The organism is Rhizobiaceae bacterium, from assembly GCA_023953835.1.
Classification (GTDB): Bacteria; Pseudomonadota; Alphaproteobacteria; order Rhizobiales; family Rhizobiaceae; genus Mesorhizobium_G.
Map to the genome: position 1 here is coordinate 225055 of JAMLJB010000002.1, position 26898 is coordinate 251952.

General features: G+C 62.0%; 24 protein-coding genes and 3 pseudogenes. 19 read left to right on the plus strand and 8 right to left on the minus strand.

Features of this window, described 5'->3' with window-relative positions:
• Window positions 1-156 precede the first annotated feature (156 nt).
• The 14 genes and pseudogenes from M9924_18935 to M9924_19000 all read left to right on the plus strand — a co-directional run bounded on the left by M9924_18935 (window position 157) and on the right by M9924_19000 (window position 14845).
• Window positions 157-1470: an ABC transporter substrate-binding protein gene (locus M9924_18935; GenBank protein MCO5066465.1), complete on the plus strand. Its 1314-nt coding sequence runs from the start codon at window positions 157-159 to the stop codon at window positions 1468-1470.
• Window positions 1471-1537: 67 nt separating this feature from the next.
• The gene (ntrB, locus tag M9924_18940) at window positions 1538-2431 is read left to right on the plus strand and encodes a nitrate ABC transporter permease (protein ID MCO5066466.1); all 894 of its coding nucleotides are present in this window, start codon (window positions 1538-1540) and stop codon (window positions 2429-2431) included.
• A gap of 11 nt (window positions 2432-2442) precedes the next feature.
• Window positions 2443-3240: an ABC transporter ATP-binding protein gene (locus M9924_18945; GenBank protein MCO5066467.1), complete on the plus strand. Its 798-nt coding sequence runs from the start codon at window positions 2443-2445 to the stop codon at window positions 3238-3240.
• A 5-nt stretch (window positions 3241-3245) separates the two neighbouring features.
• On the plus strand, window positions 3246-5696 hold the full coding sequence (nirB, locus tag M9924_18950; GenBank protein MCO5066468.1) for a nitrite reductase large subunit NirB: 2451 nt from the start codon (window positions 3246-3248) through the stop codon (window positions 5694-5696).
• Window positions 5697-5699: 3 nt separating this feature from the next.
• Complete coding sequence (gene nirD / locus M9924_18955; protein MCO5066469.1) at window positions 5700-6029, plus strand: nitrite reductase small subunit NirD; 330 nt, start codon at window positions 5700-5702, stop codon at window positions 6027-6029.
• The gene (locus M9924_18960; GenBank protein MCO5066470.1) at window positions 6026-8710 is read left to right on the plus strand and encodes a molybdopterin-dependent oxidoreductase; all 2685 of its coding nucleotides are present in this window, start codon (window positions 6026-6028) and stop codon (window positions 8708-8710) included. Before nirD ends, M9924_18960 begins: the two co-directional genes overlap by 4 nt.
• A pseudogene (locus tag M9924_18965) lies at window positions 8682-8873 on the plus strand (uroporphyrinogen-III C-methyltransferase). The gene M9924_18960 and the pseudogene M9924_18965 overlap by 29 nt, the downstream one beginning before the upstream one ends.
• Before the next feature lie 137 nt (window positions 8874-9010).
• Window positions 9011-9226: a hypothetical protein gene (locus M9924_18970; protein ID MCO5066471.1), complete on the plus strand. Its 216-nt coding sequence runs from the start codon at window positions 9011-9013 to the stop codon at window positions 9224-9226.
• A gap of 438 nt (window positions 9227-9664) precedes the next feature.
• Complete coding sequence (locus M9924_18975) at window positions 9665-11083, plus strand: PAS domain S-box protein (protein MCO5066472.1); 1419 nt, start codon at window positions 9665-9667, stop codon at window positions 11081-11083.
• Window positions 11084-11338: 255 nt separating this feature from the next.
• On the plus strand, window positions 11339-11836 hold the full coding sequence (locus M9924_18980) for a ferritin-like domain-containing protein (GenBank protein ID MCO5066473.1): 498 nt from the start codon (window positions 11339-11341) through the stop codon (window positions 11834-11836).
• 158 nt (window positions 11837-11994) lie between these two features.
• The gene (locus tag M9924_18985; GenBank protein ID MCO5066474.1) at window positions 11995-12915 is read left to right on the plus strand and encodes a hypothetical protein; all 921 of its coding nucleotides are present in this window, start codon (window positions 11995-11997) and stop codon (window positions 12913-12915) included.
• A 149-nt stretch (window positions 12916-13064) separates the two neighbouring features.
• A complete protein-coding gene (locus M9924_18990; GenBank protein ID MCO5066475.1) occupies window positions 13065-14210 on the plus strand; it encodes a PHB depolymerase family esterase in 1146 nt (381 codons plus the stop codon).
• Between the two features lie 113 nt (window positions 14211-14323).
• On the plus strand, window positions 14324-14629 hold the full coding sequence (locus M9924_18995; protein ID MCO5066476.1) for a hypothetical protein: 306 nt from the start codon (window positions 14324-14326) through the stop codon (window positions 14627-14629).
• 9 nt (window positions 14630-14638) lie between these two features.
• Window positions 14639-14845, plus strand: a complete 207-nt coding sequence (locus tag M9924_19000; GenBank protein ID MCO5066477.1) for a KTSC domain-containing protein — start codon at window positions 14639-14641, stop codon at window positions 14843-14845.
• A 22-nt stretch (window positions 14846-14867) separates the two neighbouring features.
• Here the strand turns inward: M9924_19000 and M9924_19005 are convergent, their stop codons facing one another.
• The 3 genes from M9924_19005 to M9924_19015 all read right to left on the minus strand — a co-directional run bounded on the left by M9924_19005 (window position 14868) and on the right by M9924_19015 (window position 18161).
• The gene (locus M9924_19005) at window positions 14868-15506 is read right to left on the minus strand and encodes a hypothetical protein (GenBank protein MCO5066478.1); all 639 of its coding nucleotides are present in this window, start codon (window positions 15504-15506) and stop codon (window positions 14868-14870) included.
• Window positions 15507-15509: 3 nt separating this feature from the next.
• Entirely contained in the window at window positions 15510-15914 is a 405-nt protein-coding gene (locus M9924_19010; GenBank protein ID MCO5066479.1) for a hypothetical protein, read from the minus strand.
• A gap of 135 nt (window positions 15915-16049) precedes the next feature.
• Window positions 16050-18161: a catalase gene (locus tag M9924_19015; protein MCO5066480.1), complete on the minus strand. Its 2112-nt coding sequence runs from the start codon at window positions 18159-18161 to the stop codon at window positions 16050-16052.
• Window positions 18162-18381: 220 nt separating this feature from the next.
• On the opposite strand from M9924_19015, the gene M9924_19020 reads away from it, so the two are divergent.
• The 3 genes from M9924_19020 to M9924_19030 all read left to right on the plus strand — a co-directional run bounded on the left by M9924_19020 (window position 18382) and on the right by M9924_19030 (window position 20172).
• A complete protein-coding gene (locus tag M9924_19020) occupies window positions 18382-18954 on the plus strand; it encodes a hypothetical protein (GenBank protein MCO5066481.1) in 573 nt (190 codons plus the stop codon).
• Between the two features lie 61 nt (window positions 18955-19015).
• Window positions 19016-19297, plus strand: a complete 282-nt coding sequence (locus tag M9924_19025) for a SemiSWEET family transporter (GenBank protein ID MCO5066482.1) — start codon at window positions 19016-19018, stop codon at window positions 19295-19297.
• A gap of 8 nt (window positions 19298-19305) precedes the next feature.
• On the plus strand, window positions 19306-20172 hold the full coding sequence (locus M9924_19030; protein MCO5066483.1) for a transglutaminase family protein: 867 nt from the start codon (window positions 19306-19308) through the stop codon (window positions 20170-20172).
• 40 nt (window positions 20173-20212) lie between these two features.
• Here the strand turns inward: M9924_19030 and M9924_19035 are convergent.
• Window positions 20213-20980, minus strand: a pseudogene (locus tag M9924_19035) (alpha/beta hydrolase).
• A gap of 129 nt (window positions 20981-21109) precedes the next feature.
• Here M9924_19035 and M9924_19040 point away from each other — a divergent pair.
• Both M9924_19040 and M9924_19045 read left to right on the plus strand, forming a co-directional pair.
• Window positions 21110-21418: a DUF72 domain-containing protein gene (locus tag M9924_19040; protein MCO5066484.1), complete on the plus strand. Its 309-nt coding sequence runs from the start codon at window positions 21110-21112 to the stop codon at window positions 21416-21418.
• Window positions 21415-22030: pseudogene (locus tag M9924_19045) on the plus strand (hypothetical protein). Before M9924_19040 ends, M9924_19045 begins: the two are co-directional and overlap by 4 nt.
• 110 nt (window positions 22031-22140) lie before the next feature.
• Here M9924_19045 and htpG read toward each other — a convergent pair.
• From htpG to groL, 4 genes are all read right to left on the minus strand, one after another.
• Entirely contained in the window at window positions 22141-24033 is a 1893-nt protein-coding gene (gene htpG, locus M9924_19050) for a molecular chaperone HtpG (protein MCO5066485.1), read from the minus strand.
• 107 nt (window positions 24034-24140) lie between these two features.
• Window positions 24141-24446, minus strand: coding sequence for a DUF982 domain-containing protein (locus M9924_19055; protein ID MCO5066486.1), 306 nt, complete (start codon window positions 24444-24446; stop codon window positions 24141-24143).
• A 466-nt stretch (window positions 24447-24912) separates the two neighbouring features.
• Entirely contained in the window at window positions 24913-25140 is a 228-nt protein-coding gene (locus M9924_19060) for a hypothetical protein (protein ID MCO5066487.1), read from the minus strand.
• Between the two features lie 68 nt (window positions 25141-25208).
• Window positions 25209-26840 carry a chaperonin GroEL gene (groL, locus tag M9924_19065; GenBank protein MCO5066488.1) on the minus strand — a complete coding sequence of 544 codons (1632 nt, stop codon included), beginning with the start codon at window positions 26838-26840 and terminating at the stop codon, window positions 25209-25211.
• Window positions 26841-26898: the final 58 nt, after the last annotated feature.

Genomic DNA, 26898 nt, shown 5'->3' on the forward strand with positions numbered 1-26898 from the left:
AAAGGCCACGAAATCGGCGTCCAAGGACGGGCGCCCCAAGGCAAAGCTGCCGATCAGGACGTCGCGTGCCCGCATAGACGGGACGCGGTTCTGGCCGGCGGCTTTTTTGTTTTCTGCAACCGACGGACCTCCCAGCCGTCAAGCCCGGAGATCGAAATGACCGCAAGCCAGACATCGAAGAAGGCCTTCGCGCCGAGCCGCCGCCGGTTTCTGAAAGACGTCGCCGCGACGACCGCCCTGCTCGTCGCGAGCCGCCAGCTGCTGCCGCACGGCGCCCATGCCGCCACGTCCGGGCCGGAGGTAACCGGCACCAAGCTCGGTTTCATCGCACTCACCGATTCAGCCCCGCTCATCGTCGCCAAGGAGAAGGGTATCTTCGACAAATACGGCCTGCCGGACATGGAGGTGCTGAAGCAGGCATCATGGGGCGCAACGCGCGACAACATGGCGCTCGGTACATCCAATGGCGGCATCGACGGCGGCCACATTCTGCGTCCCAAGGTGCATCTCTATTCGTCAGGCGCGGTCATGCAGAACAAGCAGCCGCTGCCGATGTATACACTGCTCAACCTGAACGAGGATTGCCAGGGCATTTCCGTCGCCCAGGAATATGCCGAGACCGGCGTGCAGAAGGATGCCGGCGCGCTGAGGGAGGCATTCGAGAAAAAGAAGGCGGCTGGAAAGAAGGCCACTGCCGCCATGACCTTCCCGGGTGGCACGCACGACCTTTGGATGCGTTATTGGCTCGCTGCGGGTGGCGTCGATCCTGACAGGGATGTGGATCTGATCGTCGTGCCGCCACCGCAGATGGTGGCGAACATGAAGGTCGGCAACATGGACACGTTCTGCGTCGGTGAGCCGTGGAACGAGCAGCTCGTGCACCAGAAGATCGGCTTCACCGCCCTTACCACCGGCGAGCTCTGGTTCCGCCACCCCGAGAAGGTGCTCGGCATGCGAGCGGACTTCGTCGACAGGAACCCCAAGGCGACGCTGGCGATCATGATGGCAGTGATGGAAGCCCAACAATGGTGCGAGAGGCAAGAGAACAAGCAGGAGATGGCCGAGATCGTCGGCAAGCGCCAGTGGTACAACGTGCCGGTTACCGACATCATAGGCCGCATCAAGGGCGACATCAATTACGGCAACGGCCGCACTGCGGAGGGCACGAACCTCCTGATGAAGTTCTGGGGAGAGAAGGGCGAAAGCTCCTATCCCTGGAAGAGCCTCGACACCTGGTTCATGACCGAGAACATCCGCTGGGGCAAATTCCCCGGCACAACTGACGTCAGGAAGATGGTGGACGCGACCAACCGCTCCGACCTCTGGCTTGAAGCGGCGAAGGGCCTCGGCCTCACCGACCTGCCCTCGGGCGACAGCCGCGGCGTCGAGACATTCTTTGACGGCAAGGTGTTCGATCCAGCCAATCCGTCCGCCTATCTCGATAGCCTCGCTATCAAGGCGATGGTCTGACGGCGCCGCCACCGGCCGGTGCATTCTGCGCCGGCCTTCGCTTCCGACTCGGACAAAGGTAAGCCCCATGTCACTGCCCGCCGCCGAGAGCGACGTCATCGTCGCCGGCCCTTTCAAGAAACGTTCGGCCTCGGTCGTGCCGCTTGGTGTCGAACCCAGACGCTTCGACATCCGTGGCCTGACAATCAGGGTCGCGCAATCTATCCTGCCGCCGCTCGTTGTGCTCGCGATCCTGCTCGGCCTGTGGCAACTCGCCTTTTCCGATCCCGGCTCATCGCTGCCGCCTCCCTCCGAGGTCTGGGCGCAGAGCAGGGAACTGATCGTCAATCCGTTCTTTGAATACGGTTCGCAGGACATCGGGCTCGGTTGGCGCGTAATGGTCTCGCTCGAGCGGGTTGCCTATGGCTTCGGTCTCGCCGCCGTTGTCGGCGTACTGCTCGGTGCCCTGGTCGGCCAGTCGGTGTGGGCGATGCGCGGGCTCGACCCGATCTTCCAGGTGCTGCGCACCGTGCCGCCGCTTGCCTGGCTGCCGCTGTCGCTCGCCGCCTTCCTCGATTCACGGCCCTCAGCGATCTTCGTGATTTTCATTACCTCGATCTGGCCGGTGATCATCAACACGGCCGTGGGTATCCGCAACATCCCGCAGGACTACCGCAACGTGGCGCAGGTGCTACGGCTCAATCATGTCGAGTTCTTCTTCAAGATCATGGTGCCGGCGGCCGCGCCCTACATCTTCTCGGGCTTGAGGATAGGCGTCGGCCTGTCATGGCTCGCCATCGTGGCGGCGGAGATGCTGACCGGCGGCGTGGGCATCGGCTTCTTCATCTGGGACGCGTGGAACTCGTCACGCCTCACCGACATCATCGTGGCGCTCGTCTATATCGGTCTGGTCGGCTTCATGCTCGACAAGCTGGTCTCCTTTGTGGGCGCCGTCATCACCCGCGGCACCGCGTCGAGCTGAGGAGCCAAGCCATGACCGCCTATCTCAAGCTCGACCACATCGGCAAAAGCTTCACCCGAGGCTCCGCCACGACCGAGGTGCTGCGCGACATCCGCCTGACCATCGACAAGGGCGAATTCGTCTCCATCATCGGTCATTCCGGCTGCGGCAAGTCCACGCTGCTCAACCTGGTCGCCGGGCTGACCAGGGTTTCGCTTGGCGCCGTGCTTCTGGAAAACCGTCAGGTCGACGAGCCCGGCCCGGATCGCGCCGTCGTCTTCCAGAATCATTCCCTTCTCCCCTGGCTCACCGTCTACGAGAACGTCAACCTCGCCGTGGCCAAGGTCTTCGGGCGCAGCAAGACCAAGGCCGAGCGCCACGACTGGATCATGGAGAACCTGACGCTCGTGCAGATGGCGCATGCCGTCGACAAGCGTCCGGCGGAGATCTCCGGCGGCATGAAGCAGCGCGTCGGCATTGCGCGCGCGCTCGCCATGGAGCCGAAGATCCTGCTTCTGGACGAGCCGTTCGGCGCGCTCGACGCCCTGACCCGCGCGCATCTCCAAGACCAGATGATGGAGATCCATGCCCGGCTCGGCAACACGATCATCATGATCACCCACGACGTCGACGAGGCCGTGCTCCTTTCCGACCGGATCGTGATGATGACCAACGGCCCCGCCGCGACGATCGGCGAGGTACTCGACGTTCCGCTGGAGCGCCCGCGCAACCGCATCGCGCTTGCGTCCGACCGGACCTACCTCAAATGCCGCGAGGCGGTGCTGAAATTTCTCTACGAGCGGCATCGCTTCGTGGAAGCGGCGGAGTGACGGCGATGACCGAAAAGCTTGTCATCATCGGCAACGGCATGGCTCCGGGCAGGATGCTGGAGCACCTGTTCGAGGTCGCGCCCGGCCGCTACCAGGTCACGATCTTCAACGCCGAGCCGCGGGTCAACTACGACCGCATCATGCTGTCGCCGGTGCTCTCCGGCGAGAAGAGCTACGACGACATCGTCATCCACGGCGACGGCTGGTACATCCAGAACGGCGTCACGCTCTACAAGGGCCACAGGATCGTCGCGATCGACCGCGCGGAGAAGACCGTGACATCGGACACGGACGTCACCGAGAGCTACGATCGGCTGGTGATCGCCACCGGATCGGTGCCGTTCATCATCCCGGTGCCGGGCAAGGACCTGCCCGGCGTCATCACCTATCGCGATCTGGATGACGTCAACGCCATGCTGCTCGCCGCCCAGTCGCGGGCGAAGGCCGTCGTCATCGGCGGCGGGCTGCTCGGCCTGGAAGCTGCGGCCGGCCTCAAGGCGCGCGGTATGGAGGTGACGCTGATCCACGTCATGCCGACCTTGATGGAGCGCCAGCTCGATCCCGCCGCCGGCTACCTGCTGCAGAGGGCGATCGAGGCCCGCGGCATCGGGGTGCTGACCAAGGCCAACACCAAGGCCATCGTCGGCGACGGCAAGGTCGAAGGCGTCGAGCTCTCCGACGGCACGTTCATCCCGGCAAGCCTGGTCGTGATGGCGGTCGGGATCCGCCCGAACGTGTCGCTCGCCAAGGAGGCCGGACTGGAGGTCAATCGCGGCATCGTCACCGATGCCCGCATGGCGACCTCCGATCCGGACATCCTCTCGATCGGCGAATGCGCCGAGGTCGGCGGCCATGTCTACGGCCTGGTCGCCCCCCTCTACCAGATGGCGCGCGTCGCCGCCGCCAGCCTGGCCGGCGGCACGGAGGAGCGATTCGCCCATTCCGACACGCCGACCAAGCTCAAGGTCACCGGCATCGACCTCTACTCGGTCGGCGACTTCGCCGACGGCGACGACCGGGAGGAGATCATCCTGCGCGACGCCTCCGCAGGCATCTACAAGCGCGTCATCCTGCGCGACAACAAGGTGATCGGCACGGTGCTGTTCGGCGAGACGGCCGACGGCTCCTGGTTCGCCGACCTGCAGAAGAAGCAGGCCGACATATCGGAGATGCGCGACACGCTGATCTTCGGGCAGGCGTTCCAGGGGGGCGCCTCCGCGGACCCTCTGGCGGCCGTTGCAGCCCTCTCGGATGATGCCGAGATCTGCGGCTGCAACGGCGTCTGCAAGGGCAAGATCACCAGCGCGATCACCTCGAAGGGCCTGACCAACCTGGACGATGTTCGCGCTCACACCAAGGCCTCGGCCTCCTGCGGCACCTGCACGCCGCTGGTCGAGAAGCTGATGGTGCTGACCCTGGGCGATACCTACAACCCGGCGGCAATCCAGCCGATGTGCACCTGCACTACACTCGGTCATGACGAGGTGCGTCGGCTCATCAAGGCGAAAGGGCTGAAGACCATCCCAGCCGTGATGCAGGAGCTGGAATGGAAGACGTCCTGCGGCTGCGCCAAGTGCCGCCCCGCCCTCAACTATTACCTCGTCTGCGACTGGCCGGACGAATACGCCGACGACTATCAGTCGCGTTTCATCAACGAGCGTGTGCACGCGAACATCCAGAAGGACGGCACCTATTCGGTGGTGCCGCGCATGTGGGGCGGCGTCACCTCGTCGAAGGAATTGCGGGCCATCGCCGACGTGGTGGACAAGTTCACCATACCGACAGTGAAAGTCACCGGCGGCCAGCGCATCGACATGCTTGGCATCCGCAAGGAGGACCTGCCGGCGGTGTGGGCCGATCTCGGCGCGGCAGGCTTCGTCTCCGGCCACGCCTATGCCAAGGGGCTCCGAACCGTGAAGACCTGCGTCGGCACCGACTGGTGCCGCTTCGGCACGCAGGATTCGACCGGCCTTGGCATTCGCATCGAAAAGTTCATGTGGGGCTCGTGGACTCCGGCCAAGGTCAAGATGGCGGTGTCCGGCTGCCCCCGCAATTGCGCCGAGGCGACCTGCAAGGATGTCGGCGTCGTCTGTGTCGATTCCGGCTACGAGATTCATTTCGCCGGCGCGGCCGGCCTCGACATCAAGGGCACGGAGGTGCTCGGCCAGGTCCGCACAGAGGACGAGGCGCTCGAGGTGATCGTCGCGCTTGTCCAGATGTATCGCGAACAGGCCCGCTATCTGGAGCGCATCTACAAATGGTCCAAACGCATTGGCATCGAGGAGATCAGACGGCAGATCATGGAGGACTATGACAAGCGCCGCGCGTTCTACGACCGCTTCGTCTTCAGCCAGAAATTCGCGCAGGTGGATCCCTGGTCGGAGCGGGTCTCCGGAAAGGACAAACACGAGTTCCGCCCGATGGCGGCGGTACCCTTCCAGCACGCGGCGGAGTAGACCATGGACTGGCTCCGGATCGGACATATCGACGACATCCCCCGCCGCGGCGCCCGTTGCGTGACGACACCGCAAGGCCGCATCGGCGTGTTCCGCACCGCCGATGACCGGGTGTTCGCCATCGAGGATCATTGTCCGCACAAAGGCGGGCCGCTGAGCCAGGGCATCGTCCACGGCGCGTCGGTGACCTGCCCGCTGCACAACTGGGTGATCTCGCTGGAGACCGGCCAGGCGCTTGGTGCCGACGAAGGCACGGTCAAGACCATCCCTCTCAGGCTGGAGGACGGCGTCATCAAGATGGCGCTTGACGAACAACTGATAGCCGCTGAATGAACGAGCTTGGAGGCCCCCCGCAAGCCGTCGTGAGGACGACCTGCCCCTATTGTGGGGTGGGTTGCGGCGTGCGGGCCGACGTCGCTGCGGACGGAGCCGTCTCCGTCCGCGGTGACCCGGATCATCCGGCGAATTTCGGCAAGCTTTGTTCCAAAGGCAGCGCGCTCGGCGAGACGACCGGCCTCGGCAGCCGGATGCTGCATCCCGAGATCGACGGCAAGCGAGCCTCCTGGGACAATGCACTCGCTCTCGTCGCAAAACGGTTCACCGAAACGATCGCCGAGCACGGACCGGATTCCGTCGCCTTCTACGTGTCCGGTCAACTCCTCACCGAGGACTATTACGTCGCCAACAAGCTGATGAAGGGTTTTATCGGCTCCGGCAACATCGACACGAATTCGCGGCTGTGCATGGCATCGTCGGTCGCCGGCCATAGGCGGGCATTCGGCGAAGATGTCGTACCGGGCATCTATGAGGATTTCGAGGAAGCCGACCTTGTTGTGCTGACCGGATCGAACACGGCCTGGTGCCATCCGATCCTCTATCAACGGCTGCTGGCCGCGCGCATGAAGCGCGGCACGAAGATTGTCGTCATCGACCCGCGCCGCACCGCCACGGCCGACGAATGCGATCTGCATCTGGCGCTCGATCCCGGCAGCGACGTGCTTCTGTTCAACGGGCTGTTTGCGCAACTCGACCGCGTCGGCGCTGTCGACCGGAACTACGTCGCCGCAAACACAGCCGGCTTCACCGAGGCGCTTTCGGTAGCCCTGGCCGATGCGCCGTCACCGGACAAGGTAGCGAAAGGCTGCGGACTGAGCCCGGCGGATGTTAGGCTCTTCTACGAGCTGTTCGGGTCGACACCGCGCACGGTCACCGTCTACAGCCAGGGTGTCAACCAGTCGGCGCACGGCACCGACAAAGTCAACGCCATCATCAACTGTCATCTCGCCACCGGCCGGATCGGACGGCCCGGCGTAGGACCGTTCTCGGTGACTGGTCAGCCGAACGCTATGGGCGGCCGAGAAGTCGGCGGGCTCGCCAACCAGCTCGCCGCGCATATGGGCTTCGAAGACCCCGCCGACATCGACCGTATCGCCCGTTTCTGGCGCGCGCCGAACATCGCCCGAAAGCCGGGCCTCAAGGCCGTCGATCTGTTCCGCGCCGTCGGCGACGGCCGCATCAAGGCACTCTGGGTGATGGGCACCAATCCGGCTGTCTCGATGCCCGACGCGGGCCGCGTCCGCACGGCGCTGAAGTCCTGCGACTTTGTCGTGGTCAGCGACATCACCCACACGGACACCACACGCTATGCCGACGTGCTGCTGCCCGCGGCCGGCTGGGGTGAGAAAGGCGGCACCGTCACCAACTCCGAACGCGGCATCTCGCGCCAGCGACCGTTCCTGCCATTGCCGGGCGAAGCGCGGCCCGACTGGCGCATCGTCTGCGAAATTGCCCAGCGCATGGGTTTCGACGGCGCTTTCGACTTCGACAGCCCCTCCGCGATCTTCCGCGAGCATGCAGGGCTTTCGGCCTTCGAGAATGCCGGCCGGCGGGTCTTCGACATCGGCAGCTTCGCCGGCATGACGGATGTGGCCTATATGGACATGCAACCGCGTCGCTGGCCGGCGGTGTTCGGGAGCGACGATCGCAGCAGGCTGTTCGGCGATGGCCGGTTCCCGACGCCAGACGGACGTGCTCGCTTCGTCGCCGTGCGGCATGAAGCGGTAGCAAGGCCGGTCGAGGCGGCGTTCCCGATCGCACTCAACAGCGGCCGCCTGCGCGACCAGTGGCACACTATGACCCGCACCGGCCTGGTGCCTCGTTTGATGGCCAACGCGCCCGAGCCGGTCGTCGAGATCAGCCCCCTCGATGCCGTGGCGGCCGGCGTCAACGACGGCGACCTCCTGCGGGTCACCAGCCCCTACGGTTTTGCGCGCGCCAAGGCGAAAGTCAGCGATGGCCAGCGGCCGGGCCACGCCTTCATTCCAATGCACTGGACCGGGCGCTTCGCAGCTGCAGCCGGCGCCGGCGCACTTGCCACGCCGGCGACCGATCCCCTCTCGGGCCAGCCTGAGCTGAAACATGTGCCCGTCAAAATCGCAAAGGAGGCGGTGGCCTGGGCCGGCGTGCTGATTTCCGGCCGCGACCTGCGTCCGACGGGCTTCGTGCACTGGAGCCGCCGCGCCGTCGACGGCGGCTGGGTCTACGATCTCTGCGGCACCGAGACGCCGGATCAAGGCATCCTGCTCACCCGCGCGCTGCTGGCCGGTCATGAGAGAGACTGGCTACTCGAATACCGGGACCGGCGTGGGTTGACCTATCGCGCCGCCGCGCTCGACGCCGTCGGCGCACTGGCCGAGGCGCTGTTCGTCGCGCCGTCCGACCAGCTTCCACGGCTTGACTGGCTGGTGTTGCTGCTTGGAGCTGGCCAGCCGCTCACACGGGAGGATCGGCTGGCGCTGCTTTCCGGCCGCTCGCCGGTGGCCCTGCCTTCGGTCGGACGCACGGTCTGTTCCTGCTTCAACATAGGCGTGAATCAGATCGTCGCGGCCGTGGCCGAGGGATGCGCAACCGTCCAGGACGTCGGCGTACGGCTCGGCGCCGGCACCAATTGCGGCTCCTGCCGCTCCGAGATCAGGACAATCATCGATGCAGGTCGTATCCAGGCAGCCGAGTGAGGCAACTCCCCCGCGCATCCAGCCGCTGAGCGTCCTGCCGGTCTTCATGGATCTTGCGGGCAAACGCGCGATTGTTGCGGGCGGCACCGAGGCCGCCGCGTGGAAAGCGGAGCTCCTCGTTGCCGCCGGCGCTGACGTGCACGTCTATGCGAACGAGGTGTCCGGCGAGATGGCGCGGTTCATCGATCGGGAGCCGGCCGTCATCACGACAGGAATTGCCTTGGCTTCGGCCTTCGGCGTGGATGTTAGATCGTCGCTTCTGTGGGCAATCTCGGCGCGGCATGTGAGGCCGCATGGCGGGTGAACGTCGATATTGGGATGCTTGATGTTAACCTGGCGGGTGAATTCGTCTTTCCGGCAGCCGCGATCCTTGCGAAGCGGAACATTCCGGTCTTGTTCAGCACGGGCTACGCCTCGACCAGCCTTCCTGCCGAGTTTGTTGACAACCAAGTGTTGAACAAGCCCTTCTCACAAGCGGAGCTTCAGCAAAAATTGGCACTGGTTCTCGGCCGCTGAGCTATTTCAGTTTACACATGGCTAACGACAAATGCCGACCTGAAGTTGAGCAAGCGAAGATGTATCTCTGGTGCTTACCCTTGTTCGCCACGCTCAAACCGATCTATTCACGCTACCCTTATTGTAATAGGGTATGCTGCGCCGCTTTCGTCGGGGCGCGCAAACCGAGCGGCCGCGGCGCCCGGATGACAAAAGTTCCGAGAGGCGACCATGCCAATGCCTGCCGCCACCATTATAGATGCCACGCGGGGCGCCTGCACGCGGTGCGTGGCGATGCGCTGGCTTAAAGCATTGCCCGGTGGACTGTCCGTTAGCGGGAAGATCTCCGGGATAATCTCGACTATCAATCCATTCCTCGTCCAGTGTCGTTGTGGCCTGGACTAGTGACGGGCTGCTAGAGCGGCCAACCCTAGTGAGCGTAAAAGACGACAGTCTAGCATGGTAGAGGTAGCGGGCATCTCGAGCGACGATGCGTCCAAAGGGCAGGCGGGGACAGCGCGCGACAGGAGATGGTTCGAGCAGATCCTTCACTCTTTGCCGGCCGCAATTTATACGACAGATGCTTCGGGGAAAATCACGTTCTACAACGCCGCCGCTGTTGCGATGTGGGGTGTACGCCCCGAGGTTGGCCGGAGCGAATACTGCGGCTCTTGGAAGCTCTATTGGCCCGATGGCCGACCGCTGCCACATGATGAATGCCCGATGGCTATCGCTCTTAAGGAAAAAAGGGCAATCCATGGTCAGGAAGCGGCGGCAGAGCGACCCGACGGTACGCGCGTCCCCTTCCTCGCCTATCCCACGCCATTGTTTGACGAAGCGGGCGCATTAACCGGCGCTGTGAACATGCTGGTTGACATCAGTGGACGAAAATTGGCCGAGATCGCCAGCCAGCGCTTGGCCGCAATCGTCGCATCCTCGGATGACGCGATCCTTTCCAAGGACATCAATGGCATAATCACAAGCTGGAACGGCGGGGCGCAGCGTCTCTTCGGCTATGTTGAAGAGGAGGTCGTTGGCAAGCCGGTCACCATTCTCATCCCGTGCGACCGGCAGGACGAAGAGCCTGAGATTCTTGGCCGCATTCGACGTGGCGAGCGCATCGAGCACTACGAGACAATTCGGCAGAGAAAGGACGGGACCTTTGTGGATATCTCACTTTCCGTTTCCCCAATCCTGGGCGCCGACGGAAAGGTGGTTGGCGCCTCGAAAATTGCACGCGACATTTCGGATCGTCGGCGTGCCGAAGAGCAAAAGGATTTGCTGCTCGGCGAGATGAACCATCGCGTCAAGAACCTGTTCGCGTTGGCTGGTGGCCTACTCAACCTAGCCGCGCGTGACGCCAGTTCGGTTCCGGAACTGGTGACGAGGCTTCAGGAAAAATTCCACGCACTTGCCAGAGCGCATTCGTTAACATTGTCGACGGCGGTCGAACGCGACCCCCATGGGATTGTGACGCTACACGCACTCATCCTCGAGGTGTTGAAACCCTACCTGGACGGCGAAAAATCCGAGAGCCGGATCGTCGTCAGCGGAGCTGACGTACCACTTGGACAGAAGGCGGTCACCAACATCGCCCTGCTTTTCCACGAATTCGCAACGAACGCGCTCAAATACGGCGCTCTGGCGACATCCTCTGGTCAAGTAAGGGCCGAATGCTCTCTCAAGGCGAACGATGTTTGCATAGTTTGGTACGAGGTCGGCGTTACGCCGGCCCTAGCCGACGTGGGGCATGAAGGGTTCGGCAGCCGCTTGACCCGAGCAGCCGTCAGCGCCCTCGGGGGCAGTTTTTCGCGCCATATTACGGATACTGGCCTCGAAATTCGGATAAATTTGTCCCGGACAAAAATAGCTGAGTGACAGTACGGCTGATTCTGGTTGGATCGCCATATTGCCGTTTGTCCAAATTCTACATTCGCCGGGACACAAGCCTGCTCGGTCAGATCAAACGAAGCGGTCCCCCTTGGGCTAGGGGCGTGCAGTTAGGCGACGCTGCCCTCAGCCTGGCCGCTACGCTTTTTATGGAACTTTTGATCCGCTGCCCGCTTGTTAGGCATGCGCTTCACGACCTCGTGAATGGCAGCGTAGCGAACATGCGCACCAAAGGAAACTCCCATGGCAAAAGAAAAGACGCTAGAAGATCTCTTCCACGATACATTGAAAGACATTTATTACGCGGAAAGGAAGATCCTCAAGGCTCTTCCCAAAATGGCGCGAGCCGCTTCCTCACCGGAGCTCAAGGCGGCCTTCGAAAAGCATAAGGACGAGACCGAAGGTCATGTCGAGCGCCTGCAGCAGGTGTTTGAACTGATGGGCAAGCGCCCCCAGGGCAAGACCTGCCCGGCGATCGAAGGAATCCTCGAAGAGGGCGACGAAATCGCCGAAGAGTTCAAGGGCACGCCTGCCCTCGACGCCGGGCTGATTTCCGCCGCCCAGGCGGTCGAGCACTACGAGATCACACGCTACGGCACGTTGAAGCGCTGGGCGGAAGTGCTCGGCATGAACGACGCCGCCGCGCTGCTGGAGCAGACGCTCGGCGAGGAGTCCATGACGGACGAGGCGCTGACTGGTTTGGCGGATGCATCCGCAAACGAGATGGCAAAGGCCGCCTGATCAAACACAGCCACCCGCCAACATCGGATAGCTGTTTCAATTTGCATTCCTATTTTTGACAGGAGACCATCATGGGTCGCGGCATACTGCTCTGGCTTCTCGGCGTTCCAATACCGATCATCATCCTCCTCGCGCTGTTCATGCGATAGGAGGAAATCATGGCATCAACCCTCACGGCGACCGACGTCCGCGCACCGGTGGAGTCGTCAACTTCCGCAGTCAATTGGGGCCCGATCGTGGCCGGTGCATTCGCTGCCGCGACTCTCACCTTTATCCTGATGCTGCTTGGGTCCGGCCTCGGGCTGACAATGGTCTCACCATGGTCCGGCGAAAGCGCTAGCGTGACGACCTTCGCGGTCTCCACCGCGATTTGGCTTGTGATCGTGCAGTGGCTGTCGTCAGGGCTAGGCGGCTATCTTACAGGACGCCTTCGCACGAGATGGGTCGGTATCCACACGGACGAGACCTTCTTCCGGGATACCGCGCATGGCTTCATGGCGTGGGCGCTCGCAACAATGCTGGTCGTTTTCGTGCTCGGCTCCGCGCTGTCTTCGGCGATCGGCACCGGCGTGCAAGCTGCTTCGACGGTTGCCTCGGGAGCTGCGATGGGAGCCTCCGCAGCTGCGACCGCGAATGCCGGAGAGGGTGGCGGGACCGATGCGACCTCCTATTTTGTGGACGCGTTGTTCCGACTAAGCGATCCCGCGCGGCTGGCGGCGCCAGGCGCCGAAGGTGATGCAGCTGCTGCTGCCCAAGCCTCGCGCATTCTTGTCGCAAGTGCGGCTGCCGGCGAGGTATCGGCTGATGACAAAACTTACCTCGGGCAACTCGTTGCCGCACGCACAGGCCTTTCCGAGGCAGATGCGACGGCACGAGTCGATGCGGTCCTAGCGCAAGTGGAGCAGGCAAAGGTTGCCGCGCAGGAAGCTGCTGACACAGCGCGAAAAGCCGGCGCAACCTTTGCCTTATTAGGTGCGCTCTCTCTCATCGTCGGGGCTTTCATCGCCAGTGCCGCCGCGGCACTAGGCGGCAGGCAGCGCGACGACGAAGAGACGCTCTACCTCACCGATCGACACTGACTTGCAGATCGGGCCGGCCCGTAGGGGCCGGCCATTCTCCCATTCAGGTCAGTCTCCCTTGTTGTTGTGCAGTGCAGCAACGATATTGCTGCGAGTGCGTTGCACACAGGCCGTCCGATCAAGGGCGTCAAAAAACAAGGACGGCTCCATTGCGAAAAGTCTCGGATACGATCGCGCGCCTAGCAAAACTGCGCGGACTACAGAATACACATCCCACCTCTTTCGCACCCGCCGATCGCCTCTCAAGCCTCCGAAATTTCGGATCCAATCCCGGCGCCTTGCAGGCACGATACTACCTGCCCGCTGATCTCTCGGACGCCGCGCCGCTCGTCGTCGTACTCCACGGTTGCACCCAAAGTGCCGCCGGCTACGACCATCACTCGGGATGGTCCCAACTCGCTGACGAGGCCGGTTTCGCGCTTCTCTACCCCGAGCAGCAACGCGCCAACAATCCGAACCTCTGCTTCAACTGGTTCCTGCCGGCAGACACTGCGCGCGATCGCGGCGAGGTCCTTTCGATCCGGCAGATGATCGAAACAATGCTTGTCACCCACGGCCTAGATCGAAAGCGGGTCTTCGTCACGGGCCTTTCGGCCGGCGGCGCCATGGCCGCGGCGATGCTTGCTACCTATCCGGACGTGTTTGCGGGTGGCGGCATCATTGCCGGCCTGCCCTTCGGTTGCGCGACAACCGTTCCCGAAGCTTTCGATCGGATGCGCGGCCATGGCGGTCCCTCCGAGCAAGAACTGCAGCGGCTTGTGCGAAAAGCTTCCAAGCACAATGGGCAATGGCCCAGGATTTCGATCTGGCAGGGCTCCGGCGACCACACTGTGGCCTCCGCCAACGCGGAGTCCATCGCCGCGCAGTGGCGCGCCGTGCATAAACTCGACAAGGCGCCGACCTATTCCACGAGCGAGCGCGGGCGAAGCCGCCACATCTGGGCTGACGGAGCGGGCGAAGCGAAGATCGAGATCAATATGATTGCAGGGATGGGTCACGGTACGCCCGTCGGCAACGGCCTCGGCACGGCTGGACCTTACATGCTCGATGTCGGCATCTCTTCTACGCGGGAGATGGCACGGTTTTGGGGGCTCGGCCATGCCGATGAGACGAGAGGGTCAGTAAGGGCCAGGCCCGCTCTGCCAACCATCGACGTCTCGTCTTCGGACAGCCTCCGTGGAGCCGGCGAAGGCCAGACCGCGGAAACGGCGCGAAGTGACGGTGAATTGTCACAGGGTGGAGCGGTAAAGAAGGTTATTGAGGACGCTCTGCGCGCCGCAGGCCTGATGCGGTAGGAAGCACGCAAGCCCTCGATGCTCAGTGGTACTACGGGCAGACGCAGCGGACGCTCGAAGCCACGGAACGCCTTAGGCTTTGCGATCGTTGACACTGTCAGCGAGTATCCGGCATGAACCTAATCCAGATCCTTCTCCCCCGAGCCGACAACGCCGGCCAACCTTTCGCGCGGGACGATTTCGATCGGGTCAAGGAGGAACTGGTGGCTGATTTCGAGGGCGTTACCGCCTTTTTGCAAGCGCCGGCAGAAGGTCTTTGGCGGGAAGGCGGTCAAACCGACAATGACGACATCGTTATCTTTGAAGTGATGGCAGAAGAAATCGATCTGCAGGATTGGCGGCGCCGACGCACAGAGCTCGAACGCCGGTTCCGGCAAGACAAGGTCATCATCCGCTACATGCCGATGGCGCTCGTCTAGGGCGACGCCATGCCTTCGACCTCGATCCGCAAGAGCGAATACGATTCAGAAAGCAAGGTTCTTTCCGTTTGGTTCGTTGCAAGCGGCAAACGCTATGACTACGAGGGTGTTCCTGCGGAAGTCTACGCCGCCTTCCGAAGCGCCTTCGTGAAAGGCCGCTTTTTCAATGAGCACATTCGGGACCATTTCCGCCACCTTCTGGTCTCGGACGATTAGTGGAGTTCGGGCCAGGCGACATTTATGCGCCCGTTTCGGCGTTTGTCGCGCCAGCAGGCTTCGATTCCGGGGAGCCTTGGTGCCGTAGAAAAATCGACAGAACGACCAGCACCGCAGTCGACATGAACTCCGACTGCCAGTTCTGGAATGATTCGAACCAAAGGTTGGCATCCAAAAGATAGCCCGCCAGCGACTGAACCTCTCCACCGTGCAGAAGCGCCTCCGCGTTCGCCGCCGCCAAGCTCGCCCACCAGTGCAAGGCAAAGGAAATGACGAATAACACGGCCAACGCTATGCCCAGCGAGTAGGAGTAAAGCCAGGACAGAAACGGGTTCCGCTTACGTGTGGCAGCTGGCAACTCATCGTCGGGGCGGGCTGGGTCGTCAAGATCTCGAGATTCGGCCGAGCCGCGCTGGAACAGCATCGCGGTAAGCATGACGTAGGCCGACATCTGCAGGAATTCGCTCTCCCAATTTTCGAAGAGCGCCGAAAGAAAATCGCCACTGATCAGATACGCCAGCAGGCCGATCGCCGGTAAGCCGTGATGCTGAAGCTCTTCATTGTAGGCGGAATGACCGGACCAAATCATGCCCAGCGCGCTGAAGAGGAACAGTGCCGCCAGGGCAATCGTGAGGCCACTGTCCCGAAAAAAGGTTTTCACAGCTTATTGCCTCAATTGGCGGGCGGCTTCCGCCTCCTGCACGTCGATGGCGCACAGCAGTTCGCCATTCTCGTCCCGCACGCGCACGAGCCAGCCTGTCAAAGCGTCGGTACCCGGCTCCAGGTCGACCAAAAGATCGATTGCGCAGCGAATCGCCTCCTCACGCGCCGCGTCGAAGCTCGGCATACTCGACGGCGGCACCTGCCGGCTGCCTTCGCCGTCACGATACTCGAAGATGTAGATCCCCTCGTTTCCATCAGTGGCCGCCGTGATGGCGACTTCGTCAAAATTGCCGTTGCTTCGCTCGTCGTAATCGTTGGCCGCCAGGCCGAAAGTAGCGGTTTGCACCAGGATTGCGCGTGCTCGATCAAGAGGTGCGTCGTCGCTTCCAGATTCGACGCTGGCCATGTCGACAGTCACGCAGTCCCCGCCTTCTCCGCAAAAGAGAACCCGCAGGACAGGCTCTCCGGTCAACGCCGTCGCACGAGAGACATCAGTTCGGACAATTTGCATTCGGCACTCCTACTAGAGTATTCGCACCGGTCACAGCTTGACGGCCATTTCCCGGCTCCAGAGACGGAGCTTCCGACATAAGTCGATGAACTTGGCGACCGCCTTCGGATCCTCGAGCTCGATCAGGCCCTCGTCAGCTTCAGGATCGACACCGGCCTTCTGCAATAACGGGACGCTACCCGGCGTGAACGCGATAAACTTGCAATGAGCGAAGGCGTCGGCGACGAAGTCGCGGACCGCAGCCTCACCAGTCAGGCGCTCAGCTCCCTCTTCAGAGAGGATCAGTGCCACGGCGTCGAACAACACTGAAGGCCCGCCGTCGATCATGTGCTTTGCCGCGATCCAGCTGCCGTCAGCCGCCTCGACGCCGCCGACCTTTGGCGCGACGACCTCCATGACGGCGCCTTCTTTCTCGATCGCTGTCTGCAGCTTCTTCAGCAATGCCGCATCGGCGCCGGGACTGACAAGCACGCCAACCTTGCGGCCTGCAAAAGTTTCCGGGCCGTTTTCGATGATGCTGAGCGCTGACGACGGTTCGAGATCGTCGCGTGGCGCAACCGCGGCATCCGCCGGCTTGGGCAGTTCCTTCATGCCGAGCTTGTCGGCAACTGTCTCGGCGAGGCCCTCGTCGATGTTGAGCAGGTGCGCGACCATGCGCTCGCGAATGGCTACGGTCTCGACCTTGCTCAGTTCGAAGGTCAATGCCGCTGCGATATGGCGCTGCTCTGGCGCCGTCTGGCTGTTGAAGAACTGTCGGGCCTGGCTGTAGTGGTCGGCGAAGCTTTCCGCGCGCAAACGAACCTTCTGACCTTCCTCCGCGTCCGGAAACGACCTGAAACCCCGCTGTGGCGATTCCCGAGGGCCTTCGCCAAAGGAATTCGGCTGGTAGTTCACGCGCCCGACAGGGTTGCGCATCGCCATATGCCCGTCCTGCTGGAAGTGGTGGAATGGGCACTTCGGGGCATTGATTGGGATATGCGTGAAGTTGGGGCTCCCGAGACGTTTCAACTGAGTATCGAGATAGGAGAAATTACGACCCTGCAGCAGCGGGTCGTTGGAGAAGTCGATGCCGGGCGGGACATTCTGCGTCATGAACGCGACCTGCTCGGTCTCGGCGAAGAAATTGTCGGGCATGCGGTCCAGGACCAGTCGGCCGACCGGCACCGGCGGTAGGATTTCTTCCGGAATGAGTTTGGTCGGATCGAGGACGTCGAAGTCGAAACTGTCCGCAAACTCCTGGTCGAAGAGCTGCAGGTTGAGATCCCATTCCGGAAAATCGCCTGCCTGGATGGCATTCCACAGGTCGCGCCGATGGAAATCAGGATCGGCGCCATTGATTTTGACCGCCTCGTTCCAGACCACCGACTGCATACCGAGCTTCGGCTTCCAGATGAATTTGACGAAGGTCGATTCGTCCTTGGCATTGACCAACCGGAACGTATGGACACCAAATCCTTGCATGAACCGGAAGGATCGCGGGATGGCGCGGTCCGACATGACCCACATGATCATGTGCATCGATTCCGGAGTGAGGCTGATGAAGTCCCAGAAATTGTCGTGCGCCGACTGTGCCTGTGGAAAGGCGCGATCGGGTTCGGGCTTCACCGCATGGATGATGTCGGGGAACTTGATCGCGTCCTGGATGAAAAACACCGGGATGTTGTTGCCGACGAGATCCCAGTTGCCCTCCTGGGTGTAGAACTTGACCGCGAAGCCACGCACGTCGCGGGCAAGATCGAACGAGCCCTTCGATCCTGCCACCGTCGAGAAGCGCACGAAGACGGGTGTCTTCTCGCCGGCGCGCTGAAAGATGTCGGCGCGGGTATATGCAGCCAGGGAATCATAGGTCTCGAAAAAACCGTGTGCGCCATAGCCGCGGGCGTGCACCACGCGCTCGGGGATGCGCTCATGGTCGAAGTGAAAAATCTTTTCGCGGAAATGGAAGTCCTCGATGAGCGTCGGACCACGCTCCCCGATCTTCAAAGTGTTCTGGTCGTCCGCAACCGGGCCGCCCTGAGCCGTTGTCAGGACCTCAGTGTCGCCCTCGGCGATCTGATGAAGTTCGCCACCATTCCCCCGGGTCAGCTTTTGATCATGGATCATCGCGGGCTTGCCCGACGACTGTCTAGTGGTCTTGGCCATGCCAATATTTCCTTTTGCAGAAATGGGACTTCTGATCACTCTCAATGCCGGCCTAAGCCCTTAAGTTCCTTGTGAGAGCGGCCCAGGTCCTCTTTGAGGCCAGACTACGGCGCGGGCGCACTGCAAGGGTATTTGCGGCCCTTTAGAGAGTGGCCACCGACTGTCTGGAACCGCTGACGGGGCGCGCAGTTGTGTCGACAACAAACGTGGGGAGAATTCTTTGGTCAACGCGCGGGAAGAAGCTGAAGTCACTGCCAGGCTCGCGAGTGAGCACGGCATTTCCGAGGACGCTGTGATGGCGGTCTTCGATGCCTTGCGCCGCGGCGGCGGGACCATGGCGCAGTTCAGCCATGCCGAGTTCGGCGGTATGTCGCAATGGTCTTCCGGCATGACCATGGTCGGCGACATGTTCAACGACAGCCTTAAAGCCAAGCTCAATGCCATTGCCGGTGAACTGTCGAGGTACCTGCGCGAGCACCCTGACGCGGATCGTGTCGTCAGTTATCGCTCTGGCGGCACTCGGCATGCCGGTTCATGGTGGCTCCAAGAACTCGGAAACCCTTCTTCCGTTGGATCTCAGAATGACATGCGCTACGCGGTGTTTCCACTGAAGCGTCGCCTGGTCATCGACGATCATGGTCAGACCACCTCCTACGACACCGGCGATCACCAGATTGCTGGTGTGTCTCAGGCGCAGAGTACGGATTCGACGCTCACTTTCGTCAGCCAGTACGGCCTTGTCCGCGTTTCGGATCTAGCGCGGGCGGATAGCTCTGATCTGGGTCGTTCCTGAGATGGGCTTTGCATCGATGCTAACGGTTACGATCGTCGGATATCTAGCAGCCATATGTTCCATGACCAGCTTCACGCCGCAGGCCTGGAAAATCATCAAGACGCGCGACACCAGCAGTATCTCGGCACCTATGTACGCGCTGACTGTTTTGGGTTTTGCGCTATGGCTGGCCTTCGGCTTGCTGAAGGCGGAGTGGCCCATCATCATCACCAACGGGGTCTGCCTCATCCTCTCTGCATTCATCCTATTGATGACCGTGCTTCCGGAGTCAAGAAAGAAGCCGTCGCGGACGCTATCGATCCGACGGGACGCGGCGGCGATACCTCGCCGCGCTGAAGGATAAGACCTGTTATGACCGTTCGATACAGATTGGGGTGTGAGCTCTCTTACGAGGTGAAAGCCCCCACCGTCTTCATCTTCAATCTTGAAGTGGCGAGGCTGTTCAGGCATCACGATCTGGTTGAGCGGCTGACTGTCACACCAGACCTTCCGCGTCGGACTTACACGGTTCCCGACATACAGAATCGCTATGTGAGCGTTTCGGCGCAGCCCGGCCCGTTGAAGATCGTCTACGAGGCCGATGTCACCCTCGATGTTTTTCGCGCCGACCCGGCGACGATCGGTGAAACTCCGCTCGACGCGATCCCGCTCGACATCATGCCTTTTCTTCTGCCGTCGCGGTTCGTCCCCTCGGACAGGCTATCTGCATTTGCTTGTCGCGAGTTTGGCGATTTGCCAAAGGGTCACAGCCGCGTCACCGCGATCTGCAACTGGCTCTACGACAATATCGACTACCGTCGCGGCTCGTCGAACGAACAAACCACTGCCGACGAAAGCCTCCTACTCAGGGCAGGAGTTTGTCGCGACTTCGCACATCTCGGCATCGCATTCTGCCGCGCGCTCAATATTCCGGCGCGCTTCGTGAGCTGCTATGCCTACGGGCTGGAGCCGTGCGACTTCCATGCGGTATTCGAGGCATATCTTGACGGCCGCTGGTGGCTCTTCGATGGAACGCGGCAAGCCAATCTCGACGGGCTGGTCCGGATCGGCGTTGGCCGGGACGCCGCGGAGATTGCCTTCGCCTCGCCCTTTGGCGAGATCGAGGCCGGTCCGGTCAAGATCACCATCGACCACGCCGATGGATCTCCCGAATTACCGGGTCGAACGACCGACGCAATCTCGACCGAGGAGCCCGCGCCGAACGCTGGCGCAAATTGAACGAAATTACCTTCGTCAGTGAGAGGGGTTGGGAAGCCGACTATTCTCCGGCCTCGTTTAGAAACCGGCGCAGTTCGGTTGCCAGTTCATCCGGCGCTTCCTCCGCCATGTGGTGACCGCAGTCCAGTCCGCGTCCTTCTAGCCGTGTGGTCCATGGTCGCCAGACGCCGAGAACATCGCCGTACAGCTGTTCGAGATCATCACGCAGCGACCAAAGCGCCAGCGTCGGGCACTGCACTTTCCGCCCGGCGCGCCGATCCTCTTCGTCGTGCTGCCGGTCGATGCCGAGGGCGGCGCGATAGTCCTCCAACATGCCGTGGATCGTCTCCGGATCGCGCGTGGCGGCGAGGAAGTCGGCGTAGGCCTCCTCTCCCATCTGCTCCGGTGTGCCTGGATACCAAAGCTCGGGATTTGCTAATATGGCGCGTTCCGGCTTCTCGGCTTGCGCAAAAAAGAACCAGTGCCACCAAGCCGAGGCGAAGCCGACGTCGCACCGCTCCAGCGCTTCGATGATCGGCACACCGTCCAGTGCCGCCAGATGGGTAATCGCCTTGGGATGATCCATCGCCGCGCGGAAGGCCGTGTAGCTGCCGCGGTCATGTCCCACGATCGCGAAGCGCTCGAATCCGAGCTTCTGCATCAAGGCGACACAATCGGCGCCTTTTGCGCGCTTTGACGAGCTCGCGTGATCCGGTGTGTCAGCCGGCTTCGATGACTGTCCAAACCCGCGCAGATCCGGACAGACGACGGTGTGATCAGCGCCCAGAAGCGGTGCAACGCGGTGCCAGGTCGTATGCGTGCGCGGATGCTTCCTCTTCCAACTGCCGCCCAGCTATCACTTCACCGAGGCCCGGCTAGGCGCCATTCTGAGTCAGCTTGACCATAGTCGACGCAACGTGGTGGAGACACCGTTTATGCCGCCTTCCGCGGGACGGGCATGGTATTCTGCTCCTCCAGTGGACCTCGCCTCCCGGACGCGTTGGTCCGCACAGCCGATGATGTCTACCTGCGGCTGCACGGTCCGAAGCGCTGGTACCGCCATGTCTATTCCGACAGCGAACTGGCCGAGTGGGCCGACAAGATTCGCGCCAGCGGCGCGCGGAGAGCATGGGTCTATTTCAACAATGACTACGAAGGATTTGCCCCAGGGAATGCGCTGACAATGCGCCACCTGCTCGAGGAAGCGGGCTTCATGCGACCCGAAGCCGAAACGGGCAACCCCAAATCGCTGGTCGGTTTCCGATGAGCATGCCAACTGCGACTTCTCATCTCCTATCTGCCAACTGGCAGCTGCCGGCGTCGGCCACTTTGGGCTCCTCGGTTAGAACCAGGCGCATCGAGCGAGAGATTCGAGCCCGGTTACCTTTGGCATCGCGAAAATGCGTTGTCGTTGAGGCCGGGAACGTGACGATGCAAATGGAGCAGAGTGAGAGCGATCAGTTCAAGGCGGCGTCGGCGAAAATCGACCAGGTGCTTAAACGGGTCGAGACGCTGCCTGTGCTTCCGCGCGAGGCGGAGGACATCCTTTCCATTTCTTCTCGGGAGCGACAGAAATGGCTGAAGGATGGCCGGCTCAAGAGTATCGGGACGCGGACAGTCAAGATGCGAGGCCGGGCCAGGAAGGTTACCTTCCACATCTTCGATCCTCGCGAAATCGAAGACGTGCTTGATCGTGACCTCCCGACCCTATGGCGAGAGGAGGACGCGCTGGAGGTCGCAGAGAACAGACGGCGGGGCGCGGGCAAGCGGGGCCCCGCAAGTCGTTCCTGTGGGGACGAAGAGGGCGCACAATGAAACAGGGAACAGTCTGAATGGATGGGACGCGTTCGATAAGGATGGGTTGTTGCGCGATCCTTAGCGGCCCGTCTTCAATGGCTATTTGTATGAAACAGCGAGGAATAGCGACGCGACTCGCGCTCTCGTGTTAGCGCGCAGCGATCCATCGCGACTCGCTCCAACCTGCCTCGATCAACTTCTATGCATCCCTCGGGCAAAGAGACGAGAAAGTCGTTCCGAGAATGCTTTGGCATCCGCCGGCTTGTCGCCGTCGAGGACGCGGGCCTCGTCGTAGAGAAGATGTGCGGTGTCCTCCTTGAAGGCCCGTTCATCCTTTCCAAGCTTTGCAAGTGCTGCGATGCGCTCATGCCGTGGATTGATTTCCAGAACAGGTTTCGCAGCCTTGTCGAGACGGCCTGCCGCATTGAGCAGTCGCTCGAACTGCCGATCGGGGCCATGCTCCGGGGCGACAAGGCAGACCGCGCTCTCGGTCAGGCGGTCGGAGGCCTTCACGTCGGATACCGCATCGCCAAGCGCTGTCTTGACGAAGGCCAGGAACGTGGCGATCTCCGATGACGTTTCGGCTTCGGGCTTTGCCGAGCCGTCGAGCGGCGGGATGTCCGAGAGGTCCGCCGTGCCTTGCGTTACCGACTTGAACGGCTTGCCTTCGAATTCCGACGCGACCGTTGTCCAGAAGCTGTCGACCGGATGGGTCAGCAACAGGACTTCGATGCCGCGCGCCTTAAAGCCCTCAAGCTGGGGCGAGGCTTCGAGCCGCGCGCGATCGTCGCCGGCCATGAAGAAGATCGCCTTCTGGCCCTCCTTCATCGATGACACGTATTCTGAAAGGCTGCGCAGTTCCTCGCCTGAGGCCGTGGAGCGGAAGCGGGCCAGCTTGAACAGCTGCTCGCGCCGTTCGTAGTCTTCATAGAGTCCTTCCTTCAGGACGACTCCGAAATTCTCCCAGATCTTCGCATAGGCTTGCGCATCGTTCTCGGCCAGCTTGACGAGATCACCGAGGATACGGTTGGTGACGCCCTTCCGGATCGCCGCCAGCAGCGGGCTATCCTGGATCATCTCACGCGAAACGTTGAGCGGCAGGTCGGCAGAGTCGACCAGCCCGCGCACGAAGCGCAGATAACGCGGCAGGAGGTCGGCATCGTCGGTGATGAAGACGCGCCGCACGTAAAGCTTCATCCGTCCCTTGCGGTCCTGATCAAAGAGGTCGAACGGTCGCGAACCAGGCACGAAGGCCAGAACGCTGTATTCCTGCCGGCCCTCAGCCCGGAAATGGATCGTCGCGGCCGGTTCGTCATACTGGCCGGCGACGCTGCGGTAGAAATCCGTGTATTCCTCCGGCTTGATCTCGCTCTTCGGTTTTACCCACAAAGCGGTGCCGTCCGCGATGTCACGCGCCTCTGAGCCGGGCTTCTCGATGAGAGATATGGGTACAGGCACGTGACCAGACTGCGACTTCACGAGCCGTTCGAGCTGATAGCTTTCGGTGTAGGAGGCAGCGTCCTGCATGAGATGGAGCACGATGCGGGTGCCGCGCTTGGGCGCTTCGTCAAGCGCAACCGGGCCAATCTCAAAAGTACCTTTGCCGTCGGAGGACCAGCGCCAGGCTTCCCCGCTGCCCGCCTGACGGCTGATTACGTCGACCCTGTCGGCCACCATGAAGGCGGAGTAAAAACCGACGCCGAACTGGCCGATCAGTTGCGCATCGTCGCCCGTCTTGCCCGTTTCGATGCGCTCCATGAAGGCGCGCGTGCCGGATCGGGCGATGGTGCCCAGCGCCTCCGTCATCTCGTCGCGGCTCATGCCGATGCCGTTGTCCTCAACGACGAGTTGCTTCTTATCGGGATCGGCGGCGATTGTGATGCGCGGCCTGGGATCGTCACCCAGCAGTTCGGGACGGCTGATCGCCTCGTAGCGAAGCTTTTCGCAGGCGTCGGCGGCGTTGGAGATTAACTCCCGCAGGAAGACATCGCGGTCGGAATAGACCGAATGCACCATCATATGGAGCAGCCGCGAGACGTCCGCCTCGAATGTTCTCGTTTCCGCCGCGCTGGCATCTGTCGTCATCTCGAAATTCCCATGCCATCGATCTGCAACCGGCCAGCAATGGCAAAAAGCTCCTGATTTGAAAATGGGCCGACCGATTTGCCCACGCCGGTGGCCGAACCTATCGCTTAAGTCCTGGTGTTTGCGCTGGAAGACGATGCGGTCGATACTGCGGGCATCAGCGCGTTCATGTCCGGAACGAGTATGTCGTTGCGACGAGCAAAGGCGACGAACGTCGATCGCACCGTCTCGGCATCGATCTCGCCGGCAATGCCCGCCTTGCAGGCATTGAGCGCAACGGCATGAGCGCTGTTGCGGCTCGCAGCGGGCCAGTCCTGCAGCAGGGCGTACGCTTCCATTACAGTCTCGATCCTCGCGGGCAAGCCCATGCCGACCAGGACCGTGACGGGTTCCTCAAAGTGGATGTGTTGCATGGTTCGAAACTCCCTTCCGATGTCCTGGCGGCGCGTGACGTGCGGCAGTCGCGTGAGTGGCACGGCGTGGATAGGCGGACTGCACGATGATGCCGTCCTGCCCCGGATGCGTGATTTTCCGGGTGGCGATATCGACATCTGCCACCTTGATCGGTCCGTTGACCGGAGTGGATTTCGCGTTGCTTAAGCTGGGCGGTGGCACAGCCCTGTGGGCCTTGACCAGTGCCTCGAGCCAGGCTGCTATCGCAATCGGCGCGACGGTCCGTCCGTCAAGCCAGGTAGTCACCTCGCTTTCGGGACAGCCGATTTGTTCGGCGAGGTCTGCCGCGCTCCATCTCAGAGTCTTCAGACATTCACGCAATCGTCCTGGAATCATGTCGAACCTCCCTGCGGTTCGGTGGAGCTCGCGCGGGCTTCCACCATCCTCAAGATCGGCAAGACCTCGCCCGGAAGCGAGGCCTGCGCTTCATGATCCGCTGCTCACGGATGTCGCCGATGCCGACACGTGCTGCGCGGCGAGGAACATCAGTGTCGAAGCAGCCGTCCGGCGGCTCCAACCGGCAGATTCGGCCATGTCGATCAGTCCGTCCAGCAGCGGCTTCAGCGCGCTCCTGCACTCCGTTTCGTGGGCCAGAAACTCTTTGGCCGGATGTGTCGGAGACGGAACGCTTCCAATACCTGTCATCATATTCATGGCATCCTCCGAAATCAGTCTGACAGACGCCCACTCCCGATCAGGGAGCGGGCAGCTTCATCGAGATCTCAGAAGTCCATTCCGCCACCGCCCGGCATTGCAGGAACCGGCGCTTCCTTCTTCGGCTTCTCGGCCACCATCGCCTCGGTTGTGACGAGCAGACCGGCGACCGATGCCGCGTCCTGGAGGGCGGTGCGCACGACCTTGGCCGGGTCGATGACACCCTGGCTGTAGAGATCGCCGAACTCGTTGGTCTGCGCATTCCAGCCCCAGCCGAACTCGCTTTTCTCGCGCAGCTTACCGACGATGATCGAACCCTCGGCGCCGGCATTCTCGGCGATCTGGCGAACCGGGGTTTCGATGGCGCGGCGCACGATCTCGACACCGGTCTTCTGGTCGGGATTATCGACCTGCACCGCATCAAGAGCCTTCGCGGCCCGCAGCAGCGCGACGCCGCCGCCCGGCAGCACCCCTTCCTCGACCGCCGCGCGGGTCGCATGCAGCGCGTCGTCGACGCGATCCTTGCGCTCCTTGACCTCGACCTCGGTCGAGCCGCCGACGCGGATCACAGCGACACCGCCGGCGAGCTTGGCCAGCCGCTCCTGCAGCTTCTCGCGGTCGTAGTCGGAGGTGGTCTCCTCGATCTGGGCCTTGATCTGGGCGACGCGGCCCTGGATCTCCTCCTTGCGGCCGACACCGTCGACGATGGTTGTGTTCTCCTTCTCGATCACCACCTTCTTGGCGCGGCCGAGCATCTGCAGCGTCACGTTCTCCAGCTTGATGCCGAGATCCTCGCTGATCGCGGTGCCGCCGGTGAGGATGGCGATGTCTTCCAGCATGGCCTTGCGGCGGTCGCCGAAGCCCGGCGCCTTGACCGCGGCGACCTTGAGTCCGCCACGGAGCCTGTTGACTACCAGCGTCGCAAGCGCCTCGCCCTCGACATCCTCGGCGATGATCAGCAGCGGTTTGCCGGATTGCACCACCGCTTCGAGGACGGGAAGCATGGCCTGCAGGTTGGACAGCTTCTTCTCGTGGATCAGCACATAGGGCTCTTCGAGCTCGACGCGCATCTTGTCCTGGTTGGTGATGAAGTACGGGCTGAGATAGCCGCGGTCGAACTGCATGCCCTCGACCACCTCAAGTTCGGTCTCGGCGGTCTTGGCTTCCTCGACGGTGATGACACCTTCGTTGCCGACCTTTTCCATGGCCTCGGCCAAAAACCGGCCAATCTCCGCGTCGCCATTGGCAGAGATGGTGCCGACCTGGGCGATCTCGTCGTTCTTCGTCACCTTGCGTGCATTGGCCTTCAGCTCGGCAACGACAGCATCCACCGCCTTGTTGATGCCACGCTTCAGGTCCATCGGGTTCATGCCGGAAGCCACGGCCTTGGCGCCTTCCTTGACGATCGCCTGTGCTAGAACCGTAGCGGTCGTGGTGCCATCACCGGCAAGGTCATTGGTCTTCGAGGCGACCTCGCGCACCATCTGGGCGCCCATGTTCTCGAACTTGTCCTCAAGCTCGATCTCCTTAGCGACGGTGACGCCATCCTTGGTGATGCGCGGCGCGCCAAACGACTTGTCGATGACGACATTGCGGCCCTTGGGACCGAGCGTCACCTTCACCGCATTGGCCAGTATATCAACGCCGCGCAACATCTTTTCGCGGGCTTCGGTATGGAACTTTACTTCCTTTGCAGCCATTGGATCACTCCATTCAAAGTTAGGCAGCTTTCGTTGACTGGTTGACGTTCGAAGAAGG